Below are 23,956 nucleotides of genomic sequence, written 5' to 3'. Positions count from 1 at the left end.
TTTAACCAACACTGGCACCGATCACATAGGACAGCGAGATGGAAATGATCATGGAAAACAGGCCTACGGCCCTGTTATCTTCCTGGATCTCTTTATCAATCGAAAATACGGGTGTCAGAAATTCAAACAGGAAATAAGCGGCCAGCAGCAGCAGAAACCCCACAAACGACCAGATCATCGTATCGTACACACTGGAGCTCCCGGAAATGGTAAAACGCATAATATTGCATATCCCGAATACTTTCCCGCCGGTGGCCATGGCGACAGCCACATTGCCCTTGCGGATTTCATCCCAGCACTTGTAGCGGGTCACCAGTTCAAAGCAATATAAATACACAACGAGTTGAAGCACCGCAACCGAAAAATACCCCAGCATCATGCCAAGGGGATAAGTCAGCAACTGATCGATCTCCTTCACTCTCTCCCTCCCCATCGGCCACAGGCCGCAAACAGTCGCTCATAAGCAGGGCGAACTATTTTAACTCGGCGACGGTCACACCGGACCCGCCTTCCCCATAATTACCCAGTCTGTAGCTTTTTACATGCTTGTGACTGCGCAAATAATCCTGAATGCCGGAACGCAGCACGCCCGTGCCTTTGCCGTGAATAATGTAGACCTGGCCCAGATTGGCCATAAAAGCTTCGTCCATGAACCGGTCCACTTCAATCAGCGCTTCCTCCACATTGGCTCCTCTTAAATCAAGCTCGCTCCGGACCCGGTCGTCGCGTGTCCGATTCACACCGGCAACCGTACGCTGCTTGGGCTGAGCAGGCTTCGGCGTATCCAGCAGCTCAAGGTCATCCAGACTGACCTTCATTTTCATAATGCCCAGTTGTACGATAGCTTCCTTGCTGCCGGACAGCTCGACGACATGCCCCTTCTGCCTCAGACTGTGCACATGAACCTCATCCCCCGGCTCAATTGCCCGTGCTTTGGCGGACTGTCGTGGAGCGGACGTTTTTTTGCGTTGCTTCGGTTCCGCCTCGTCAAGCTCCTTGCGGGCAGCAATCAAGCGGTGTTCCTTCACTGCGGCACCCTCCAGGGCAAGCTTGCGCAGATCGGCAATAATTCGTTCCGACTCGCTGCGGGCCTTCTGCAGCACCTGGCGGGCTTCTTCCTCCGCCTTCTCCAGCATGCGTTCACGCTGGTTGTCGAGCTTGTCAAGCTCCTCCTGATAACGGGTGCGAAGCTCTTCAGTCTCCCTACGCAGCCTTTCGGCCTCAGAACGCTCCTGTTCTGCTGTCAGTCGGTTCTCCTCCAGGGAAGCGATCATATGCTCGACACGCTGATCCTCCTCAGTCACCTCACCGCGGGCATAATCCAGAATTGGCTTGGACAGACCGAGCCGTTCCGCAATTGCGAAGGCATTGCTTCGCCCAGGAACACCGACGAGCAGGCGATAGGTCGGACTCAGAGTAGCCACGTTAAACTCCATGCTTGCATTAATAATGCCATCCCGTTCGTAAGCATACGCCTTAAGCTCGCTGTAATGCGTCGTCGCCACCATACGACAGCCGGCAGCATGGATATGCTCCAGTATGGCTACCGCCAATGCCGAGCCTTCGGCAGGGTCCGTACCAGCACCCACCTCATCCAGCAGAACAAGGCTTTTGGGCGTCATCTGCCGCAATATGCTGATAATATTCGTCATATGGCTTGAGAATGTACTCAGATTCTGTTCGATACTCTGCTCATCGCCGATATCGGCATAGATGGCATCAAATACGGACAGCTCACTTTCATCCTCGGCGGGAACAAACAATCCGGACATCGCCATCAGGCTGAGGAGACCGATCGTTTTAAGTGTCACCGTCTTCCCCCCGGTATTCGGCCCGGTTACGATGATGGACGAAAAGCTGCCCCCCAGTTCAACATCGATCGGCACCACTTTATCCAGCGGAATCAAAGGGTGACGGCCCTTCCTCAGCCTGATATAGCCATGATCGTTAATCACCGGAAGGGTGGCCTTCATCTCACGGGCCAGGCGCGCTTTGGCGAAAATAAAGTCAAGATTGCCGAGCAGATCCAGATCATAAAGCAGCAGTTCCGCCTGCTCTCCCACCTGTGCAGTCAGTTTCTGTAAAATGACCTCAATCTCCCGTTCTTCCTTCATTTTCGTTTCACGCAGCTTGTTGTTCATCGTCACGATCGATTCAGGCTCGATGAACATGGTGGCACCCGAACCGGACTGATCATGCACGATGCCGCCAAAATAGGAACGGTATTCCGCTTTGACAGGGATGACGAACCGATCACCGCGGATCGTAACAATCTGGTCCTGCAGCATCTTGGATACTGTGGAGGAGCGGATCATGGAATCCAGCTTTTCCCGGATTCTCACCTCGCCGGAGCGCAGCTCGCGCCTGATCTGGGCCAGCTCCGGGCTTGCGGTATCCAGCACTTCGGCATTGTCGTCGATACAGACCTTGATCGCGTTCTCCAGCGGCTTCTGGTCTGAAAGCTGTTCGCTGATGAACAGCAGGGATTCAACGGCATGATCTTCATGCACACCCTCAATGTATACCTTGACACGCCGTCCCGCCTGAATGGTCGTTCGGATTCCGAGCAGCTCCTGCGGATTCAAGGTGCCTCCGATTCGTGCCCGCTTTACCGCGGGGGATATATCAACCACTCCGGTAAACGAAGGGGTTCCCTTCAGGCGGTCCACAGCGAACGCCTCGTCCGTGCCTTTCAATAAAGCTTGTATATGCACCGCATCCGAGTTGGGGCGAAGCTGTATGGCTGCATGTTTGCCCATCGGTGTTTGCGTGTAATTAGACAGTGAGCTCAAGATTTTACCATATTCAAGTGTTTGCAAAATTTTTGCGTCCAACGTTACAGCTCCTCTCAGTTATATCTGTATTATAACGAAAGCTGGCCGCTTTCGCTATTTACAGCCATTGCTATGAAATAAATTCGTTAAAATTGCATTCTGGACGCAAAGCACATAAGACAGACTTCCGCGTAACATACTAATGGTTGCATAGCTGCGGTTTTCTTTGAAATTCGCGGCCATTCTCCAGCCTGCAAGCCATTTGCGGGCTGGGAGCAGAACAGGAGGCAAACCATGAGAATTCTAGGCCATATTGTACGTTTTGTCGTTGCCGCGCTCGTGCTTCTACTTGTCGGCTGGATCGTTCCCGGATTCAGCGTGGGCGGTTTTTGGAGCGCTCTGATTCTCGCCATTGTGATTGCCGTCATTGGCTGGATCATTGAAGCCATGTTCGGCCGCAGAGTCAGTCCGTTCGGGCGTGGCATCGTAGGCTTTTTGGTCAGCGCGCTGGTCATCTACATCGCACAATTTATCGTGGGTGGTGTTGAGGTTTCCGTTGTGGGCGCCCTGCTTGCTGCGCTCGTCATCGGAATTATTGACCTGTTTATTCCGGTTTCCACGCCTTTTGAAGCCGGGCGGAACAACAACGACCGTGCTTAGATTTGCCATAGGAACCACAGCAAGCAAAAGAGGCCTTCCCCAACAACGGGAAGCCTCTTTTTTGCAGCCTGGAGTTCTTTTCAATAATTTTTCACACTCTCCCCGGACAACTTGCGGTATGATGGCATATAGAACGTGTTACAGCAGTTGCCTGCATAAAAAGCCAATGAACGGGGGAGAGCCTATGGCAATCAAGCTCTTGAGACGTAACGGATTCCTTCTGGTATCAGCCGTCCTGCTGCTTTTGCTCCTGTCAGCCTGCGGAAGCGGAGCTTCTCCGGATCCAGCCGGACAGCAAACGGCAGGCGAAGCAACAGCCAGCGAAGAAATCGTGATCAAGGCCAGCAATTTTGCATTTGACCAGCAGGAATACCACGTGAAACAGGGGATACCTGTGAAAATTTCATTTGAAAACGTAGAAGGCACACATGGCGTTGTCATCCAAAGACTTAACGTCCAGTTGGACAGCAGAAGTACCTCACAGGTGATCACACCCGAGCAGAAAGGGGAATATGAGATTAACTGCTCCGTATTCTGCGGTACAGGTCATCATACCATGACAGCCAAGCTTATTGTTGAATAGCCGCATCCAAGCCGTCCTGAAATGCAGCCGGGACGGCTTGTTTTATTCTGTTATCGTCACTGGTCCTGCTCGATCAGTTCGATCCACTCGTTATATTCCGTCTGAAGCTTCGAATATTCCTCCTGCAACTGCTCCAGCTTTTCCGTAAGGCTTTCCATTTTCTCACGCTCCATATCGCGTTCCACCTGCAGCAGCCTCAGCTGATGAGCTGCCAGTTCATATCGCTCGCCGATATCAGTCAGCTCGTTTTGCAGCTCTTCGCGGGCTTGCGCCACAGTTTGCAGTTCGGTTAAAGTGTCCTGCTGCTGGCGGTTCGTCTCAGCGATCTCCTGTTGCAGCCGCTCCCTCGCCTCGACCGCAGATGCGATCTGCTGCTCCCAGGAAATCAGCTCTTCCTGCCGACGGACTTCATCTGCGCGGATTTGCTCCAACTCGGCGAGCTTCTCCTCGTATTTGACCTGCCATTCGACCGCTTCTTCCTCTGTGTGTTCAAGCTGAGTCCGCAGCTCGGCAGCTTGTCTGTTCAACTGCTCAAGCTCCGCCTGCATTTGTTTTGACTGCTGCTGCAGATTTGCAGTCTCCTTGCGCAGCTGCTCATATTGCTGGTCGCTCTGTGCGGCAAGCTCTGCAGCCCGCTTCGCCTCAGCCTGGACCAACTCCATAGCTCTTCGCTGCACATCCATCTCCGCCTGCTGCTCCGCAACCCGCTCCTGCAGCCCATTATTCCGCTCCCGGGCTTCCTCCGCCTGCTTGAGCACACCGGCCACTTCCCCTTGCAGCTGCACAATCGTCTGCTCAAGCTGAGCAATCCGGGCCGTCTTCTCATTCAACTCCCGCTGGCGCCGTTCCAGCTCTTCCACATGCTTCTTCGCCTGCTCGCGGGCCGTCTGCTCCTTCTTGGACAACTCAGCCATTTCAGCCTGCAGCTTGCGCACCAAGACATGAGCCTGTTCAAGCAGCTTCTGCATCCGTCGCTGTTCTTCCTCCGCTTTGGCAGAAGCCTGCTGCATCCGCTTTAGCTCCGCCGCCTTCTCGTTAACCTCAGCTTGCAGTGACTCCAGCTTGCGGGCCGCGATTTCTTCTCCTGCAGCCGCTTCTTTCAACCGATCCTCAAGCTCCTGGCGTACTGCTTCAGCTTGCTTCACCTGTTCCGAAGTGCCTTGCAGCTCCTCGGTCAGCAACTGCTCACTTATTTCCAGCTCGTCCAAACGATTTCGAAGCTGCTTAAGCTCCTCTTCATATTGCTGCCGGCTTTCAGCTTGCAGTGACTCGGCCCGCTGACGCAGCGTCTGTTCTTCTTTCAACGAAGCCAGAACCTGTGCCTTCTCTTCCTCCAGTCGCTTGCGGAGGGCAGTCGTTTCGGCCTGCCAAGACGCCTTCGCCTTTCGTTGTTCCTCGTTCAGACTGGATTGCAGCTTCTCCTTTTCCGATTGAAGCCGTGCTGTAATCTCCTTCTCGGCAGCTGCAAGCTTGACCTCTGCCTGTCTGGCCGCTTCCGTTAGCTTGTTCTGCGCGTCAAGCTGTGCCTGTTCCTTCTCTTTAAGGAGCTCAGTCTCCTTCTTCAGCTGCTGCTCAAGCCGGTTCTTCAGTTCCGCCTTCTCCCGGGCGGCAGTTTGCTCAGCTTGCGCCAGCCTGGACAATACTTGCTCCTTCTCCTGCGCGAACCGGTCGCCTGCTTCCTGCAGCGCCGCATTCTTCTGCTGCTGTTCCCCAAGCAGGGTTTGCAGTCTGGCCAGGTCTTCCCGCAGCTCGGAGCGTTCCTCGATGATGCGGTTCATTTTCCGTTCGGTTTCCTGGGATCTGATCGCTTCCTCCGCCATATGAACGGCCGCGAGTACTGCGATGCGCGGAATATCCAGATGAGCATGGGCTTGCGCTATCGTATGCATTCGTTCATTTACGTAGCTTGCAACCTGTTTCATATATTCTGAGCTGCTTCCAACAAGTTTATAGGAATTTCCGTATATCTCAACGGTAACGCGCATGCGATCCGGTGTAGTCACAATAAAGCCCTCCTCCAGTTCTGTGTGTTGATTCTAGGGTGTCTGTAGTTCATTTCGGCTACTTTCCCCAGTAATATGGGAGAATTCTGTTATTATCTATTTTGCAGGTTATCTCATGACCAATCAAGTGCACGACCGGTGCAGACTACAGAAAAAGCCACACCGAACCTCTTCACCTAAGATTCGATGTGGCTTGACTTATCTCCTGCTACTTTCTTAATTCAGCGCCAAAAGTTTGTTCCAGCATCGCAACGATCCGGCTGTGTGTTTCGTTAATTTCCTCATCGGTCAATGTGCGCTCACGATGGCGATACAGCAGCGCGATGGCGATGCTCTTCTTGCCTTCGCCGAGCTTGCTGCCTGTAAACACGTCAAACACACGGGCTTGAGTCAGCAGCTCGTCTCCGTTTTCGCGGATCACACGCAGCAGTTCGCCTGCCTCCACCGCTTCGTCAACAACGACTGCAATATCACGTTCAACGGAAGGAAAGCGGGTCAGCTCCTGATAACGGATTGCGCTGGTTCTGTGCCTAATGACCGGCCCCAAAGCGATTTCCGCCACATACGTGTCCTTCAGGTCATACTGCTGCTGCAGCTCAGGATGAACCTGGCCCACCGTGCCAATCAGTTCGGCTTGCCCTTCGGTCTCCAGATACACAGAGGCGGAACGTCCCGGATGGTATCCTGCCGGGCTGTCAGCGGTATAACGCACGTTCCCTTCGATTCCCACATAGTCAAAGATCGTTTCAAGAGCACCTTTAATGTCAAAGAAATCCACTGCTTCCGCAGCCACATTCCACTGTTGGCTGCGGCGTTTCCCCGTCAACAGCAGACCGAGTACAGGAATCTCCTGCGGCTGCCTGGTCAGTGTCTGCTCTTCGCTGAAAAACACGCTGCCAATCTCAAAGAGAGCCAGATCCTCCTGCTTTCGGTTCATGTTGTATACTGTGGCATCCAGCAGCTGAGGGATGATGCTGGTGCGCAGCACACTGCGGTCCTCGCTCATCGGCATTGCCAGCGCTACCGGATGACTGCCGGCCGTCAGTGCAGGGTACAGCTTCGTACGCTCCGGATGAATAAAGGAATAGCTGATAACCTCCTGCCATCCGCCATGAACAAGCAGGCTGCGCAGAGAACGGCGCAGGGCTTGCGCAGGGGTGAGCGCTCCCGGCGTTGTCGGTCCTTCGATCGCTGTGGTTGGAATCTGATCGTACCCGTAGAGGCGTGCCACCTCTTCAATCAAGTCTACATCCAGCGTTATCTCGCCGCGGCGTGTCGGAACCTCCACTTCCAGCAGACCGTGCTCCTTATCACCACAAGGGAAATGCAGACGGCTGAAAAGCGTCTTCACTTCCAGCATGGACAGATCGGTCCCCAGGTAACGATTCAGCTTCTCCAGCGACAAGGTAATGATGCGCGGAGCTGTCCTGGCCTCGTTAAACTGGACGATCCCCTTCTGTACGGCTCCGTCAGCGTAGCGCTGGATCAGCGCAGCGGCCCGGTTGAGCGCCGGGATAACTGCCGCCGGGTCAACCTCCTTCTCAAAACGCAGACTTGCTTCGGAACGCAGGCCCAACTGACGGGATGTTTTACGTACGCTTCCGCCGTCAAATTTCGCCGACTCCAGCACGATATCCACCGTGTCCGCAGTAACCTCCGAGTTGGCGCCGCCCATAACACCCGCCAGCGCCACCGGCTGCACTCCGTCGGTAATCAGCAGCATATGAGGCTCAAGCTTGCGTTCCTGATCGTCCAGCGTAACAAGCGTTTCGCCTGCGCGGGCGAGGCGTACTTCAATCCGCCCGTTCAGCTTGGCCGCATCAAAGGCATGCAAGGGCTGTCCGTATTCCAGCATCACATAGTTGGTGATGTCGACAATGTTGTTGATCGGGCGAATGCCTGCTGCCATCAGGCGGCTCTGCATCCACAGTGGGGAAATCCCCATGGTCACCCCGGTGATCACGCGGGCTGCATAGTGGGTGCACAGCTCCGGCGCCGCTACGGATACCACAAGATGTTCAGCAGTTGGTTCAACTTGTTCAATCAAGTCCTGCTCAGGATCGGGAACCTTGATGTCCCTACCGAGGATTGCGCTCACTTCATAAGCAGCGCCCAGCATACTGAGACAATCCGAACGGTTCGGAGTCAAGTCGAATTCCAGCACCTTGTCGTCCAGGCCAAGCAGCTTTTCGATCGGAGCGCCCAACTCGGCGTCTGCCGGGAGAACAAGAATGCCTTCCTGCTGCTCCTTCGGCAACAGCTTGTCGTTCATACCCAGCTCCTTCGCGGAACAGATCATGCCTTGGGACTCAACGCCGCGCAGCTTGGCTTTCTTGATACGGAAATCGCCGGGCAGCACGGCCCCGATCATGGCTACCGGCACCTTTTGGCCAGTGTCCACATTTTTGGCGCCGCATACGATTTGCAGGTCCTCTCCCTGCCCTACATCGACGACGCAGACATTCAGCTTGTCCGCGTCCGGATGCTTCTCCTTGCTTTTCACATAACCGACTACGACGCCGGAGACACCCTTGTTCCGGTTCTCCACCGCGTCGATCTCAATCCCTGCCCGAGTAATGCGCTCAGCCAGCTCTTCAGCTGCCACCTGCTCCAGCGATATATAGTCAGACAGCCATTCGGTTGATACTTTCATGTACGCTCACTTCCTTTTTATCCGAATATTAATTCCGTGCGAACTGCTTCAGGAACGCCATATCGCTGTTGTAGAAATGGCGGATGTCGTCAATGCCGTATTTCAGAATTGCAATTCGCTCCACGCCCATGCCGAAGGCGAAGCCGCTGTATTTCTCCGGATCATAACCGCCCATCTCCAGCACTTTGGGATGCACCATGCCGCAGCCCAGAATTTCCAGCCAGCCTGTCTGCTTGCACATCCGGCAGCCGCTGCCGCCGCACTGTACGCAGGTCACGTCCATTTCGGCGCTTGGCTCCGTAAACGGGAAGAAGCTCGGACGCAGACGAATCTGTGTCTGGCTGCCGAACATCTCGCGGGAGAATTGCAGCAGCGTTCCTTTAAGATCGCTCATGCGAATATTTTCGCCAATGACGATGCCCTCAATTTGATGGAACTGGAACGAGTGGGTCGCATCATCATCATCGCGGCGGTACACCTTGCCCGGGCAAATAACCTTGAGCGGGGTTTCACCGTGCATGGACTGCATCGTCCGTACCTGCACCGGTGAAGTATGCGTACGCATCAACAGTTCCTCGGTAACATAAAAAGAATCCTGCATATCACGAGCCGGATGGTTTTTCGGTAAATTGAGCGCTTCAAAGTTAAAATAATCCGTCTCCACCTCCGGGCCTTCCGCAACACGATAGCCCATCCCCAGGAAAATATCTTCAATTTCGGCGATGACCTTGTTCAGCGGATGAACTCCGCCCTGCGGCATTTTGCGGCCAGGCAGTGTAACGTCCACACGTTCCGCACGCAGTCTCTGTTCGGTCTCGGCACGCTGAAACGCCTGTTGTTTGGATTCAATAATCTCCTCAATCGCGCCGCGCACGTCGTTGGCCACCTGGCCAATGACCGGGCGCTCCTCCGCGCTCAAGCTGCCCATACCGCGTAAAACTTCAGTCAGCGCGCCCTTTTTACCCAAATACTTGACGCGCAGATCGTTCAATGTCTGGGGATCGGATACCTGCTCCAGCTGCGCCAGAGCCTCAATCTTTAACGCTTCCAGCTTTTCCTTCATCATTCCTGATGCCTCCTTTGTGTAATCACCCGGTAGTCCGGTATGTATGCAACAAAAAAAGGCCTTTTCTCCCGTAAGGGACGAAAAGACCGTGGTACCACCCTTGTTAGACGATCGTGAAATTCATGCGGATTTCTATCCGTGACCTCATAATTTCAGTAATAATCGTCTCGCTCAGCACGTGTAACGGCCGTGAACCGGTACCCTCTACTTTCCTGACGTACGCATGGGTACATCCATGTTCAAGGGACTGCTCCGGAGTGAACTTCAACAGGTCTGTGTCTGCAGAAACGCTCTCAATCCACGGCGTTCCCTCCCTGTGCGCCAGGCACTGCCTACTCTCTCCATCAAGGCATTTATTGCTTATTCATAATCCGAAAAAAAAGCCTGCTTCTTGCAAGGCCAATTGTTCATTAGTATGGAGCGGGTGATGGGAATCGAACCCACGCTACCAGCTTGGAAGGCTGGAGTTCTACCATTGAACTACACCCGCGCGATTAATAAAATCATATTCGAAGCTGATTAATAATATAACTGAATCATAAAAAAAATGCAACCGGCAAAAAAAGCGCATCCTCCGAAGAGCATGCGCTTTCCTGGTAAAACCGGTCTTATTATTGCTCAAACGATACTTCAGGCGTCGTCAGCTTGTCGTAGAAATCAACAGCTTTGTCTTTATCCTCCGAAGCACGCAGTGCCATAGCCGAGCGTGGGTGCTCGTCCAGGGTGCCTGTGATCATGTACGGAATGATATATCCCCACTCTTCTTTCTCACGAAGAGGGATCATCAGGTTCTCAATGATGTCGAGCACCGGACGCAGCTTGTAATGCGTATGCTTCAGATGGGTTACCAGCAGCTCGGTCGGGCAATTGCCGGCCGCGCGTCCCATGCCGTAAACGGATGCGTCCAGCAGCTCTACGCCCTGCTCGGCAGCAATCAGCGTATTGGAGAAAGCCAGCTGCAGATTGTTATGCGCATGAACGCCAAGACGCTTGTTCGGCAGATGCTTCTTGAATTTCTCGGTCAGATGCAATATATCCTTGTGATCCAGGCTTCCGTAAGAATCGACAATGTAGACAACATCCACCACGCTGTCTTTAATAAGCTCAAAGGCTTCCAGCAGCTCATGCTCCATCACGTTGGACAGGGCCATAATGTTGATGGTGGTCTCATATCCCCGTTCATGGAAAATGTTAACCAGCTCAAGGGCCTTGTCCACATCCTTGATATAGCAGGCTACCCGAATCAGATCAAGCATGCTTTCACTGCGCGGCAAAATGTCGTTCTCGTCCACACGGCCGATATCTACGAGCGCAGACAGCTTGGTATGACCCTTCTGAGGAATAACCTTGCGCAAAAATTCATCGTCCAGGAAGCGCCAAGGGCCCGCTTTGTCCGCACCTTTAAGCAGCTTCGGTGAGTTTTTATATCCGATTTCCATATAATCAACACCAGCATCATTCAGTCCGGTGTACAATTGTTGAACAAATTCCACACTGAAATCCCAATTGTTAACCAATCCGCCGTCCCGGATGGTACAATCCACGATTTTACTATGATTCGTCTTCATCTGTCTGTTTCTCCTTCCAAAAGACCAAGTCTATTTCCACTCATCATACTTGAACGGGTCTGCAAAAGTAAAGGTCAAATGAAAAAGGACCTCCCTCAGCCTCAACCTGACAGCTTTTTGGGAACGGTCCTATTTTTCACCCTCATTTTTGCACCAAAGGCAGAGATATCCGAAATTCGGTTCCTTCCCCCTGGCTGCTATTGACATGAATAAATCCGCCATGATTCTTGATAATTCTGTAGCTTACGGATAAGCCAAGGCCTGTCCCGCTCTCTTTGGTCGTAAAGAAGGGATCAAACAGTCTGGAGAGGGTATGGCGATCCATCCCCTGCCCGTTGTCCGCAATCAAAATGTCCGCATAGCGCCCTTCCTTGGCCACTGCAATCTGAATGGTGCCCGGACGCACATCATCCACGTTTTGAATCGCATCCATCGCATTTTTGATAATATTCAGAATAACCTGTTTGATTTGCTTGACATCAATGGAAACCTGAAGGGGATCAGGGTTATCCACCAGTATAATCTCGCAATCCTTCATCAGCGCTTCACTCTCGGTCAGCAAGGCAACTTCCTTGAGCAGGTTGGCAACGGGAAGCACGGTTTTCTGAGGCGCCGAAGGCTTGGACGAATTCAGAAATTCATAAATAATATCATTCGCCCGGTCAATTTCCGAGAGGATGATCTTGGCATACTCATCCTTGCCAAGCTGAAGGAGATGGGGCCTGAGCAATTGAATAAAGCCCCGGATAGCTGTAAGAGGATTCCTGATCTCGTGAGCGATGGAAGCAGATATGCGCCCAAGCATGGCCAGCTTGTCATTCTGATAGGCGGTCTGCTCAATTTGCTTATAATCCGTTACATCCTTCAAACTGAACAAAATATCGCCATCCAGTTGATCTCCATAAGTTACAGTAATCAGCCAATGGCGTCCGGATTCGTCAATCAGCTCATGGTAGCGCTTTCGGTGGAAGATGGTCTCACGGTAAATTCTTAGTATCTTCTTTCGTTTGAAGCGGTTCAACTCCGGATGTTTTAACATATTGACAAGGCTACATCCCGTCAGTGCTGCTCTGGATACTTCAAGAAGCTTGGCCATCTGAACGTTAATGAACGTCACGACACCTTCGTGGTCAAAAAGCATAATCCCGCTGTCTAAATGCTCCAAAACATTTTCGTATTTATTGTTGACTAATTGGGTGGATTGAAAGGGTGAGATCGAATCAACCATCGTTTCATGAAATCCGTTGATCATGCCGGGGTCCCCCTTGTACCGGTTGATAAACTGGCCGTTTCGGGCATCTGCAAACCAACTAAAAAACAAACAACCACCTATTTCCAATTGCCTCGTAATTTAATGATAGACAACATTGCCGTTTTCAGTCAATCGAAAATCCTGTCGAACGCATAAATTTTTTTAATCTGTTTTTTTGCGTATTAGCGAAAAGACAGAAGCTTCCACATAGCGGAATCTTCTGTCTTTTGCCCCTTGCAAGCGACGATATACCTATATGCTAACTTTTGTTATGCTGGAGGCGAGAGCGTCTCTGACTCATGACTGCCAGCCTTCTTTTCAGCTCACCCTGCCATTTCTCGTCTTCAATTTGTTTGGCGACAGTAAGCAGATCCAGCGAGATATCGATCTGCCGCTTTACAATTTCAAGCGGGTCCTCACTCTCCCTGCTGACACAGTTCTCAAAGATGGCATCCTCGTCTTCCATCACATAATCCTGAAAATCAATCTCGGTTGCACCATCGCCATGCGCATATTCCGCAAGAATCTCGTACTCGTTCTCCACACGGTAATGAACTTCAATACGCTGGCACACCGGGCAAACCAGCAAGGGCACATTATGAACCTGCGTACGGTAATGCTTCAGCGTCCCCTTGGTTCCCACCATACTTGCTCCGCAGCAAAAACTCATCTGGCGCTCACCCTCCTCTGAACATAACCTGGTTTACTTCTATCGTTCAAACCATGTACCCGACGCGGCGAAAACGGCATTGTTACTTATTTGATATTTGCTTTTTCTTACTACCCTATTCGCTCTGTATACGCTTAATTCCTTCCGTCACCTGTAAAACGTATATTTCTTCTTTCAACGATTTACTGCAAATGTAAACAAAATTAGACGGTCCTCATCATTCAGGCAAGCAAGCCCCCAACAGTCGGCTGTAACCGCTATTGGGGGCTTGAAAAATCGATTTAACAATCACTATTACAGATTTTTATCGCCAGGCTTCCAGTTCATTGCGCACAATCCGCCGGATTGCAATGCTTGCAGCACACGCAGAGTTTCTTCAACACTGCGGCCTACATCGTTATGGTTAACAACCTGGTATTTCAGTTCACCGTCCGGATCGATAATGAACAGACCGCGCAACGCGACCCCTTCTTCTTCGATCAGTACGCCATAGTCACGTGCAACTTGTTTCGTAATGTCAGAAGCAAGCGGGAAGTTCAGCTGTCCCAGACCGTTGCTGTCTGTCGGTGTGTTGATCCAAGCCTTGTGGCTATGTACGGAGTCAACACTGACACCCAGGATTTCGGTATCCAGCTCTTTGAACTGGGCAAATGCTTCGCTCAATGCTGTAATTTCAGTAGGGCATACGAATGTGAAATCAAGTGGATAGAAGAAGAATACGAGCCATTTTCCGCGATAGTCAGACAGCTTGACATGACCAAAATCCTGTCCGTCGCCTGTAACAGTTTCCATCGTGAAATCCGGAGCCGGTTTACCAACTAATCTTTCTGCCATTTCTGTAAATCCTCCTTTGAAATATGTAAGAAAAACATGAGTGTTTTTCTTGATTCACTGTATGATTTCGTAAAACATTTTTTTCATTAAAAATGGTATCATCCGACTTCAATAAAGTCAAGATTATAGGGATTATTTTTTTATAATTAATATAAATAAGGAGATAAATCGACAAATTTTTGATACCCAAACAGCCTGGCTCTCTGCTGTTCTGCAGCCAGGCTGTTCAGGTTTGTGCTTATTTCATGGCCGCAGCAATCAGATCGCCCATTTCAGTCGTAGAAATCGCTTTGCTCTTGTCTGTCGCGATATCGGCTGTACGATGGCCCGCATCCAGCACCTCTGCGACAGCTTTTTCAATGGCATCCGCCGCTTTGTCATAACCAAACGTCAGACGGAACATCAAGGCTACCGACAAAATCGTTGCAATCGGATTCGCCAGCCCCTGCCCGGCAATATCCGGCGCCGAACCGTGAACCGGTTCGTACAGGCCAAAGCTTCCTTCCCCAAGCGACGCCGATGCCAGCATGCCGATGGAGCCCGTCAGCATAGCCGCTTCATCGCTCAAAATGTCGCCGAACATATTTTCCGTCACGATCACATCAAAGCTTGCCGGACGGCGCAGCAGCTGCATCGCACAGTTGTCGACAAGCACATGCTCCAATTCGACATCCGGGTACTCCGGAGCAATCCGGTTTACTACTTCACGCCACAAACGGGACGTTTCGAGCACGTTGGCCTTGTCCACCGAAGCCAGTTTTTTACGGCGCTTCTGTGCAATTTCAAACGCTTGCCGGACAATGCGCTCCACTTCCGTTACATTATATACGCAGGTATCCACCGCTTCCTGTCCGCCAGCGCCTTCACGTCTGAACTTTTCGCCAAAATAAATTCCGCCCGTCAGCTCGCGAACCACCATCAGATCCGTTCCTTCAAGCACTTCCGGCTTTAAGGTGGACGCGTCCTTCAGGCAATCAAAAATGACAGCCGGACGCAGGTTGGAGAACAATCCCAGCTCCTTGCGAATACCGAGCAGGCCTGTTTCCGGGCGCAGATCCTTCGGATTATTATCCCATTTCGGGCCTCCTACAGCCCCAAGCAGAACGGCATCCGCCGACTTGCACACCTTAAGAGTATCCTCGGGAAGAGGCGTGCCCTTCTCGTCGATGGCAATTCCGCCGAACAGAGCATGCTCGGTTTCAAATGAATACCCATAAAGCTCCTCCGCCCGTTTCAGGATTTTTTCCGCTTCCGCCACCACTTCCGGACCAATTCCGTCTCCAGCGATTACAGCGATTTTTTTCACTTCGGCCATTTCCGTCACTCCTCTTGTTCTTGAGCGTTCCAGCCCATTGCTATTATCCTTTTTATCATATCTGACATCGCTTTGACCAAGATATACAATCTATCAGTTTAATAGGATTTGCCTATAAAACAAGTCAGAGATCCCTTCCACCATCCTATTTAGGCATCTCTTGCTAAAACCACAATGCGGCTCACGCATAAGCATGGCCGCATTGTAGGGATATCGGTATGATTGCCGGTATTGACAACAGCTGTAATCCGTTTTATTTCTTGATCCAGTGCATCATTTCACGCAGCTGACCGCCCACGACTTCGAGTTGGTGGTTCGCTTCATTGCGGCGCGTTGCTGTCAGGAAAGCACGGCCGGATTGGTTTTCAAGAATGAAGTCACGCGCGAATTTACCCTGTTGGATATCAGTCAGAACCTCTTTCATCGCTTTCTTCGTTTCTTCGGTTACGATACGCGGACCAGTGACATAGTCGCCATATTCAGCCGTGTTGCTGATGGAATCGCGCATGCTGGCAAGGCCGCCTTCATACATGAGGTCAACGATCAGCTTCAACTCGTGCAGGCACTCAAAGTATGCCATTTCCGGAGCATAACCTGCTTCAGTCAGCGTTTCAAAGCCTGCTTTAACGAGTGCGCTTACACCACCGCACAGTACCGCCTGCTCGCCGAACAGGTCCGTTTCAGTCTCTTCACGGAAGGAAGTCTCGATAACGCCTGCACGGGTACAACCGATACCTTTTGCATAAGCCAATCCGATTTCTTTCGCTTGACCTGTTGCATCCTGTTCAATAGCGATCAGACCCGGTACGCCAAACCCTTCAGCATACGTACGGCGAACCATGTGGCCCGGGGATTTCGGAGCAACAAGCAGCACGTCGCTGTCTTTCGGAGCCACGATTTGGCCGAAATGCACGTTGAAGCCGTGGGAGAACATCAGAGCAGCGCCTTTTTTCAGGTTAGGCTCAATTTCATTTTTGTATACAGAGGCTTGAGTCTCGTCAGGCATCAAAATTTGCACCACATCAGCACGGCTTACAGCATCCGCAACCGGCAGCACTTCGAAGCCATCATTTTTCGCTGCCTCGAAGGATTTGCCTTCACGCAGGCCGATAACAACGCTCAGACCGCTGTCACGCAGGTTTTGTGCTTGAGCATGGCCCTGGCTGCCATAACCGATAACGGCAATTGTTTTTCCTTTCAATACGCTAAGTTCTGCATCTTTTTCATAATACGTTGTCACTGGCATGGTAAAAATTCCTCCTTTTATTTGAGACCCTTCATAATGAGCGGGTGTTCCAAAAGACTCACTGCGGAGTCTGCTGGAACTCCCGCTCATTGAGGGTGAAGCGTTGCATTACTAAAGTTTGCAAATGTCTTTTTACAGGTTACCGCGCACCATGGCGGTTACGCCGGTTCTGGACAGCTCCCGGATACCGTATGGCTTCAGCAGTTCAATCATCGCATCAATTTTGTCGGTATCCCCTACAACCTGAACCATGAGACTCGAGGTGCCGATATCGACTACGGAGGCGCGGAATGTATCGACAACGCCCATAATTTCCGGCCGCTGCGGCGGCTCAGCCTTGACCTTAATCAGCGCGAGCTCGCGAGCGACCATCGGCTTGGAGCTCAAATCGATGACCTTAATGACGTCAATCAGTTTATAAAGCTGCTTTTCAATCTGTTCCAGTGTATGCTCATCACCCGGTGTTACGATGACCATCCGGGAGAGCCCGGCTTCTTCAGACGCGCCGACGGTTATACTTTCAATATTAAACCCCCGCCGACCGAAGAGACCAGACACTCGCTGCAGGACACCAGGCTGGTCATTCACCAGTACCGCAATCGTATGCTTCATCATGTTACTCGTCCCCCATCAGCATTTGATCAATCGCCGCTCCCTGTGGCACCATCGGATAGACGTTTTCTTCCTTATTGACCACAAATTCGACGAGAACGGGTCCGGGTGTATTCATCGCTTCCTGCCATGCATCGCGGGCTTCTTCTTTGTTCCGGGCCCGGAGGCCTTTGACTCCATAAGCTTCAGCCAATTTGACAAAATCAGGGCTGCCGGCAAGATCAATGTGGCTGTAACGGTTATCGTAAATCAGCTCCTGCCACTGCCGAACCATGCCAAGTACCTGGTTGTTGATGACGACGATTTTAACAGGGATGTTATTGATGGCACAGATAGCCAGCTCCTGCGAACACATCTGCATACCGCCGTCTCCGTTAATTGAAATGACCAGTCTGTCCGGATTGGCCATCTGGGCGCCGATCGCGGAAGGGAAGCCAAAGCCCATCGTGCCAAGTCCGCCGGAGGTTACCCAGGAGCGCGGCTGGTTGAATTTATAATATTGGGCGGCCCACATCTGATGCTGGCCCACATCCGTCGTTACGATGGCCTCGCCCTTGGTCGTTTCATCCAGCATTTCAATAACCCACTGGGGTTTCAGCACTTCGTCGGAATCGTTATAGCTGTAAGGCTTTTCTGTCTTCCAGGCTTGAATTTGCCGTCTCCAGGCATCCGCTTTGTCCGCCCGCTTTACATCCTGATTGGCGATTTCAAGCACGGTTTTTACATCACCAACAATCGGGATGTCAGTCGGTACGTTCTTGCCGATCTCAGCAGGATCGATATCGATATGAACAATTTTGGCCTTCGGCGCAAACCCGTCCAGCTTGCCGGTAACGCGGTCATCAAAGCGTGCTCCGATGTTAATCAACAGATCCGCATTTTGAATGGCAAGGTTGGATGTGTAGGTTCCATGCATCCCTGGCATTCCCGTCCACAGCTCGTGACCGCTCGGGAAACCGCCCAGGCCCAGCAACGTTGTCGTGATCGGAATTTCCGAACATGTGACAAACTCATAAAGCGCTTCATGGGCTCCCGAATATACCACGCCCCCGCCCGCCAGAATCATTGGACGCTCAGCCTCGCTGATCGCCTGGATCAGCTTGTCAACCTGCAGCTTGTTGGGCACAACACGAGGATTGTAGCCGCGCATCGCCACAGGCTCGGTATGAGGCATAAAGAGCGTTTTGGCAGCAGATATATCCTTCGGGATGTCGATAAGAACCGGGCCTTTACGGCCTGTATTTGCAATATGGAATGCCTCATGAATGATTCTTGGCAGCTCCTCGACATCCCGTACCAGATAGCTGTGCTTGGTGATCGGCATCGTGATGCCCGTAATGTCGGCTTCCTGGAAAGCATCTGTCCCAATCAGCGAGGAGACTACGTTACCGGTGATGACTACCAGCGGCACTGAATCCATATAGGCGGTCGCAATTCCAGTGACCAAATTGGTTGCCCCCGGTCCGGAAGTCGCAATACACACGCCAACTTTTCCGCTTGCACGGGCATATCCGTCGGCAGCATGGATGGCACCCTGTTCATGACGTGTCAGCACATGCTTGAAATCCTCGAAGCCATACATCGCGTCATAGATATAGAGTACAGCCCCTCCCGGATAACCGAAAACACATTCGACACCTTCCAACAGCAGGCTGCGCAGCAGGATTTCCGAGCCTGAAATGACTTCAGGCTTCATCCATTTTTCTCGTAATTCATCGGTTGACCTTGCCTCAGGGAATTGAGCACTCATGAGTCTTCCTCCTTCTTGTAGATTACACCCATCTTACATTCGCAAAACAAAAAAACCTTTCGCCCCTTCCAGCAGATTCAACTGCTGACAAGGGACGAAAGGTTGTGACTTCCGTGGTACCACCCAAATTTGTCTGACCCCTCACGGGATCAAACCTTGGCAGGTATAAAAAACCATCGATGTAAAGCACCATTTTTTATACACTGACGTCTGTAACGTAGACTGTACGATTTCCCCTAATAAGCTGCTTGTGCACAGCCTTTCAGGAAAATAGCTCCGAGGTGAGCTCGTATGTAAGGGTTATTGGTGGAACTTTCAGCTGCCATTCCACTCTCTGGACAACAGGGCCCTTATAACTTCGTCCTCTTCATCGCCGATATGTTCATGCAATTCTTAAAATGTTTAGACACATTATATGACCCCTTCGCAGGGATAGTCAATAGTTTCGTGAACAAAAAATGATCTTTATTTTTCAAAAGGCGGATTATTCCAAATTTAGGCGTTGATCCAGGACATTGCCTATCACGTAAAAACGGTATGTGAGCATATGCTGTGGCAAGGCATATGCTTACCTGCCATCACTTACTGGCAAAGCCGGACCGGCAGCTATTTTCCGGCCGCCAACGGGAGGAATTGCTCAATGATCCGCCTCCGCATGAAGAAAGATGATAAACAGATCAGACAATTAATCGATAACGAGCTAGTTCCATTATCTCACATGCATCCCTCGCTTATACAGAAAACCCGCAAAGAGCTGCCCATGCGCCTCGATCAGGGTATCACCTTTGTTGCGTATGAAACCAACCCTTCGATTCTGCACGGTTTTATTCATCTGCTTCTGTACCGGCACATCATGGTCATTGACATGCTGGCTGTCACATCAGGAGCTCAGGGAAAAGGTTATGGAAAATCCCTCTTATCCCATGCCGAATCTCTGGGCCGCACCAAAGGCTATACTTTCTCCAGGCTAATGGTGGACGATGACAATATACGCGGAATACACTTTTACAGGAAACAAGGCTACTTCATTTTACATCATGACTCCTGGAATCGCTGTTATGAAATGAGCAAAATGCTGTGAGACGCTCCGAGAACGAAGCATTCCTTCAATCGCTGTTGACCCTTCGGGCCAAAGGCGACCGCTCCGCTTTTCCGGAATTGCTTCGTCCTCTCCGCTGCTCCGTGCATATCCGGACTTAAAACCATTGCTTCGCTTGTGATCGGGGGTTTGTCCTTAAAAGAATGGCGTTTTTCAGCCTATCGCCATCATAAGGCGATAAATAAAATGAGCCAACCAGAAATCTCTGGTTGGCTTTATCATATGAAAAGTCTCTTTCCTGAACAATCAAAGTTACAAATTAACGTTTACCCGGATCATACGGCTGTCCCAGGGCTGCGGGAGCGCTGGAACGGCCTACCGCGCCTACCAGTACAATGATCGTGAGTACGTAAGGAAGCATGAAAATAATTTCCTGGGGAATACTTTGCGACCAGGCAAACAACTGCACATAGTTGCGGATCGCCTGCGAAAATCCGAAAAATACAGCCGCCCCAAGAGCGCCGATCGGATTCCACTTCCCGAAAATCATGGCGGCGATCGCGATATAACCTTGCCCTGAAATCGTATTATGCGAGAAGGTGCCTGTCGTTGTCAGCGTGATGGTCGCCCCGCCAAGACCGGCAAGCGCACCGCTGATCATGACACCGATATACCGTAAACGGTTAACTTTAACACCAACGGTATCCGCTGCGCTCGGATGTTCACCCACTGCGCGCAACCGGAGACCGAAAGGTGTTTTGTACAATACATACCATCCGGCAATAACCAGGATAATGGCCAGATATGTTGTTGGATATGCGTTGAAAAACACGCTGCCGATAAACGGAATATCCGTTAGCCCCGGGATGCTCAGCTTGGTAAAACCCTGAATCAGCTCCGACTCACCTGAACCGTCGAACAGGAGCTTAACCAGGTAAAGGGTGCTGCCGACAGCCAGAAAGTTGATGACGATACCGCTGATCACCTGGTCCGCCTTGAAGGTAATGGACGCAACCGCATGAATGAGCGAAACGATCACACCGAACACGATCGCAGCAAGCACTCCGATCCATGCAGCAGCCGTTCCTCCCATCCCGGCATCTTCAGCGTAAAATCCGCCGATTGCAGCGGCAAAGGCCCCAAAAATCATCAAGCCTTCAATCCCCAGATTCGTGACACCAGACCGCTCTGAAAAGATCCCGCCCAGCGATGCAAAAATAAGTGCTGTCGCAAAAACGAGTGTCGTATTGATGATTTGGCCGAGTGTTATGAGGTCCATTTACAACACCTTCTCTTTCTTGCGTTTGGAATAGAACGGCTTCAACACCCAGCGTACAATTCCCTGAGCCGCTATAAAGAAAATGATGGAGCCAATCACAATACGCGTAATTTCAGGTGGCACATCCGCTGCGAAGCTCATGCCTGCTGAGCCATAAGTAAGCGTTCCAAACAACACTGCCCCCAGCAGAACACCAAACGGGTTGTTCATGCCGATCAGCGCTACTGCAATGCCGTCAAAGCCTGTCCCCGGTGAGCTGGCCATTACCGACTGATAATGGAACACACCCAGCACTTCAAACGCCCCCGCCAGTCCAGCGAACGTACCGCTGATAAACATGGCCTTGACAATGTTCCGATTAACATTCATGCCAGCATACCTTGAGGCATCCTGATTGAAGCCTACCGAACGCAGCTCATAACCCTGCTTCGTTTTCCATAAAAAGATATAGAAAAATACCGCGGCAGCCACTGCGATCAGCGTCCCCCAATGCACGCGCGCATTACCCATCATTTGGGACAGCCAGTCAATCGAAATCGATGCCGTAGGCTGAATATCAACTGAACGGTTCTGCCCTTCCAAAAGCATAAACCGGTTAATCACCAGATTCGCAGCATACAGCCCAATCCAGTTCAGCATGATGCAGGTGATAACTTCATTTACTCCACGTTTGGCCTTGAGATAGCCGGCCAGAGCCGCCCACAATCCGCCGAATAAAGCTCCTGCAATGATCGCCAACGGCGCATGAATAATCGCAGGCAATCCTTTAAGCTGGATTGCAACAACAGAGGCAGCCGTCATCCCGATCAAAAACTGCCCTTCACCGCCGATATTGAACAAACCAGCTCTCGCAGCAAATGCAAAGGCCAGACCCGTCATAATCAGAGGTGTCATTTCCCGAATGGCTTCGCCAAAGTTATAGGTGTCCCCATAGACACGCTCAAACAGTGCTCCGTACGCATCAATCGGATTATAACCGCCAATCAGCATAACAAGTGCACCCAGTACGAGGCCCATAACAATAGCAACAATAGCGAGAATGAAGGAGTCTTTTGTAAACCACTTCAGAAAATTAGCCATGCTCTGCTCCTTTCTTCACCGTACTGCCTGCCATCATCAGGCCCAACTCCTGATCATTTGTCTCTTCCGGAAGTACTTCGCCGACAATCTGACCTTCATAAATAACAGCAATGCGGTCTGAAACATTCATAATTTCATCCAGCTCAAAGGAGATCAGCAATACCGCTTTGCCCTGATCCCGCTGTGCAATCAACTGCTGCTGTACGAATTCAATCGCCCCGACATCCAGACCGCGTGTCGGTTGCGCAGCAATCAGCAAATCCGGATTTTTGTCAATCTCACGCGCAATGATCGCTTTCTGCTGGTTCCCCCCCGACAGGGAACGGGCTTTCGTCTGAATGCTTGGTGTCCGCACATCAAAGCGCTCGATCAAACCTTTGGCCTGTTCATTGATTGCATCATAGTTCAGAAACCCGTTTTTGTTGTATGGCGCTTTGTAATAGGTTTCCAGCACCATATTCTCACTCATGGAAAAATCCAGTACAAGCCCATGCTTGTGCCGGTCTTCAGGAATGTGGGAGACCCCTGCTTCCGATACATGCCGCGGAGTCAGGTTCGTAATGTCTTTGTCAAGCAAAGTCACTGTACCGCTATCCACCTTACGGAGTCCGGTCAAAGCCTCGATCAGTTCGCTCTGCCCGTTCCCGTCCACTCCGGCAATGCCAACAATTTCTCCAGCCTTAATCTGCAGGCTCAGGTTGTCAAGCACGGAAATTCCGTCCTTATTTTTGGATGTGAGACCTTTTACGTCCAGAACAACCTTGCCCGGCTTTGCCGGAGCCTTGTCCACCTTGAAAGACACACTGCGGCCCACCATTTTCTCCGCCAGTTCATTTGGCGTCGTCTCCGACGTCTTCACCGTATCCACAACCTTACCTCTGCGGATGATCGTGACTGTATCGGAAATATGCATGATTTCTTTCAGCTTATGAGTAATCAGAATGATGGATTTGCCTTCGGCGACAAGTCTTTTCATAATATCCATCAGTTCGTTGATTTCCTGGGGAGTCAGAACAGCCGTCGGTTCGTCAAAAATGAGGATATCCGCACCACGGTATAATGTTTTAATAATTTCCACCCGCTGTTGCATACCGACCGAGATGTCCTGTATCTTCGCATCCGGGTTGACCTGCAGGCCATATTGCTCCGACAGGCGTTTCACTTCAGCAGCAGCTTTTTTATAATCAAGCTTGACTCCTTTGCGCGGCTCTGAGCCAAGTACAATGTTCTCCGTTACTGTAAAAGGCTGTACAAGTTTGAAATGCTGATGCACCATGCCAATGCCCAGCTCAATGGCTTTGTTGGGGCTATCAATCGCAATCGGCTTGCCGTTTACTTCGATGGTTCCCTCTTCGGGCTGATACAGTCCGAACAGAATATTCATAAGCGTTGATTTCCCCGCTCCGTTTTCACCAAGCAGAGCATGAATCTCTCCCTTATGCAGCTTCAAGCTGATAGAGTCGTTGGCGACAATGCCGGGGAAGCGCTTCGTGATTTGCTTTAACTCAACGACGGGAGTTGCTGCAGCCATGAGATCACCCTTAAGTTTTATTGGTAATGATTAGGGAGCAT

19 protein-coding genes and 1 tRNA gene are annotated in these 23,956 nt (G+C 51.2%); 3 read left to right on the top strand and 17 right to left on the bottom strand.

Going from position 1 to position 23,956, the window contains the following annotated elements; genetic code table 11:
* Nucleotide 1: 1 nt before the first annotated feature.
* Nucleotides 2-433, bottom strand: coding sequence for a DUF350 domain-containing protein (locus ACE5LO_RS07840; protein ID WP_375356008.1), 432 nt, complete (start codon nt 431-433; stop codon nt 2-4).
* A gap of 40 nt (nt 434-473) precedes the next feature.
* Nucleotides 474-2,834 (bottom strand): endonuclease MutS2, encoded by a 2,361-nt coding sequence (locus tag ACE5LO_RS07835; protein ID WP_375519471.1) that lies wholly within the window; start codon nt 2,832-2,834, stop codon nt 474-476.
* A 234-nt stretch (nt 2,835-3,068) separates the two neighbouring features.
* On the opposite strand from ACE5LO_RS07835, the gene ACE5LO_RS07830 reads away from it, so the two are divergent.
* Both ACE5LO_RS07830 and ACE5LO_RS07825 read left to right on the top strand, forming a co-directional pair.
* A complete protein-coding gene (locus tag ACE5LO_RS07830) occupies nt 3,069-3,434 on the top strand; it encodes a phage holin family protein (RefSeq protein WP_375519470.1) in 366 nt (121 codons plus the stop codon).
* Between the two features lie 184 nt (nt 3,435-3,618).
* On the top strand, nt 3,619-4,017 hold the full coding sequence (locus ACE5LO_RS07825) for a cupredoxin domain-containing protein (protein WP_375519469.1): 399 nt from the start codon (nt 3,619-3,621) through the stop codon (nt 4,015-4,017).
* Nucleotides 4,018-4,073: 56 nt separating this feature from the next.
* Here ACE5LO_RS07825 and zapA read toward each other — a convergent pair whose 3' ends face one another.
* From zapA to ilvB, 12 genes are all read right to left on the bottom strand, one after another.
* Nucleotides 4,074-6,020, bottom strand: a complete 1,947-nt coding sequence (gene zapA / locus ACE5LO_RS07820) for a cell division protein ZapA (RefSeq protein WP_375519468.1) — start codon at nt 6,018-6,020, stop codon at nt 4,074-4,076.
* 208 nt (nt 6,021-6,228) lie between these two features.
* Nucleotides 6,229-8,673: a phenylalanine--tRNA ligase subunit beta gene (gene pheT / locus ACE5LO_RS07815; RefSeq protein ID WP_375519467.1), complete on the bottom strand. Its 2,445-nt coding sequence runs from the start codon at nt 8,671-8,673 to the stop codon at nt 6,229-6,231.
* Nucleotides 8,674-8,701: 28 nt separating this feature from the next.
* Nucleotides 8,702-9,736 carry a phenylalanine--tRNA ligase subunit alpha gene (pheS, locus tag ACE5LO_RS07810; protein ID WP_375519532.1) on the bottom strand — a complete coding sequence of 345 codons (1,035 nt, stop codon included), beginning with the start codon at nt 9,734-9,736 and terminating at the stop codon, nt 8,702-8,704.
* Nucleotides 9,737-10,155: 419 nt separating this feature from the next.
* Nucleotides 10,156-10,229, bottom strand: a tRNA-Gly gene (locus ACE5LO_RS07805).
* A 121-nt stretch (nt 10,230-10,350) separates the two neighbouring features.
* Nucleotides 10,351-11,307 (bottom strand): aldolase catalytic domain-containing protein, encoded by a 957-nt coding sequence (locus ACE5LO_RS07800; RefSeq protein ID WP_375519466.1) that lies wholly within the window; start codon nt 11,305-11,307, stop codon nt 10,351-10,353.
* 142 nt (nt 11,308-11,449) lie between these two features.
* The gene (locus ACE5LO_RS07795) at nt 11,450-12,559 is read right to left on the bottom strand and encodes an ATP-binding protein (RefSeq protein WP_375519465.1); all 1,110 of its coding nucleotides are present in this window, start codon (nt 12,557-12,559) and stop codon (nt 11,450-11,452) included.
* Between the two features lie 259 nt (nt 12,560-12,818).
* Nucleotides 12,819-13,229: a hypothetical protein gene (locus ACE5LO_RS07790; protein WP_375519464.1), complete on the bottom strand. Its 411-nt coding sequence runs from the start codon at nt 13,227-13,229 to the stop codon at nt 12,819-12,821.
* Nucleotides 13,230-13,523: 294 nt separating this feature from the next.
* A complete protein-coding gene (locus ACE5LO_RS07785) occupies nt 13,524-14,063 on the bottom strand; it encodes a peroxiredoxin (RefSeq protein WP_375519463.1) in 540 nt (179 codons plus the stop codon).
* 238 nt (nt 14,064-14,301) lie between these two features.
* Nucleotides 14,302-15,378 (bottom strand): 3-isopropylmalate dehydrogenase, encoded by a 1,077-nt coding sequence (leuB, locus tag ACE5LO_RS07780; protein ID WP_375519462.1) that lies wholly within the window; start codon nt 15,376-15,378, stop codon nt 14,302-14,304.
* A gap of 253 nt (nt 15,379-15,631) precedes the next feature.
* Entirely contained in the window at nt 15,632-16,624 is a 993-nt protein-coding gene (gene ilvC / locus ACE5LO_RS07775) for a ketol-acid reductoisomerase (RefSeq protein ID WP_375355992.1), read from the bottom strand.
* A gap of 132 nt (nt 16,625-16,756) precedes the next feature.
* A complete protein-coding gene (gene ilvN, locus ACE5LO_RS07770) occupies nt 16,757-17,239 on the bottom strand; it encodes an acetolactate synthase small subunit (protein ID WP_375355991.1) in 483 nt (160 codons plus the stop codon).
* Between the two features lies 1 nt (nt 17,240).
* Nucleotides 17,241-18,986 carry a biosynthetic-type acetolactate synthase large subunit gene (gene ilvB / locus ACE5LO_RS07765; protein ID WP_375519461.1) on the bottom strand — a complete coding sequence of 582 codons (1,746 nt, stop codon included), beginning with the start codon at nt 18,984-18,986 and terminating at the stop codon, nt 17,241-17,243.
* 640 nt (nt 18,987-19,626) lie between these two features.
* On the opposite strand from ilvB, the gene ACE5LO_RS07760 reads away from it, so the two are divergent.
* Nucleotides 19,627-20,067, top strand: a complete 441-nt coding sequence (locus tag ACE5LO_RS07760; RefSeq protein WP_375519460.1) for a GNAT family N-acetyltransferase — start codon at nt 19,627-19,629, stop codon at nt 20,065-20,067.
* A 277-nt stretch (nt 20,068-20,344) separates the two neighbouring features.
* On the opposite strand, the gene ACE5LO_RS07755 is transcribed toward ACE5LO_RS07760, so the two are convergent.
* The 3 genes from ACE5LO_RS07755 to ACE5LO_RS07745 are packed head-to-tail and all read right to left on the bottom strand — an operon-like array spanning nt 20,345 to nt 23,915.
* On the bottom strand, nt 20,345-21,304 hold the full coding sequence (locus ACE5LO_RS07755) for an ABC transporter permease (protein ID WP_375519459.1): 960 nt from the start codon (nt 21,302-21,304) through the stop codon (nt 20,345-20,347).
* A complete protein-coding gene (locus ACE5LO_RS07750; protein WP_375519458.1) occupies nt 21,305-22,384 on the bottom strand; it encodes an ABC transporter permease in 1,080 nt (359 codons plus the stop codon).
* The gene (locus ACE5LO_RS07745) at nt 22,377-23,915 is read right to left on the bottom strand and encodes an ABC transporter ATP-binding protein (protein WP_375519457.1); all 1,539 of its coding nucleotides are present in this window, start codon (nt 23,913-23,915) and stop codon (nt 22,377-22,379) included. Before ACE5LO_RS07745 ends, ACE5LO_RS07750 begins: the two co-directional genes overlap by 8 nt.
* Nucleotides 23,916-23,956 lie beyond the last annotated feature (41 nt).

The sequence above is a fragment of the Paenibacillus medicaginis genome (assembly GCF_042138635.1).
GTDB classification, from domain to species: domain Bacteria; phylum Bacillota; class Bacilli; order Paenibacillales; family Paenibacillaceae; genus Paenibacillus; species Paenibacillus medicaginis.
This window is presented reverse-complemented; position numbering and strand designations above follow the sequence as displayed.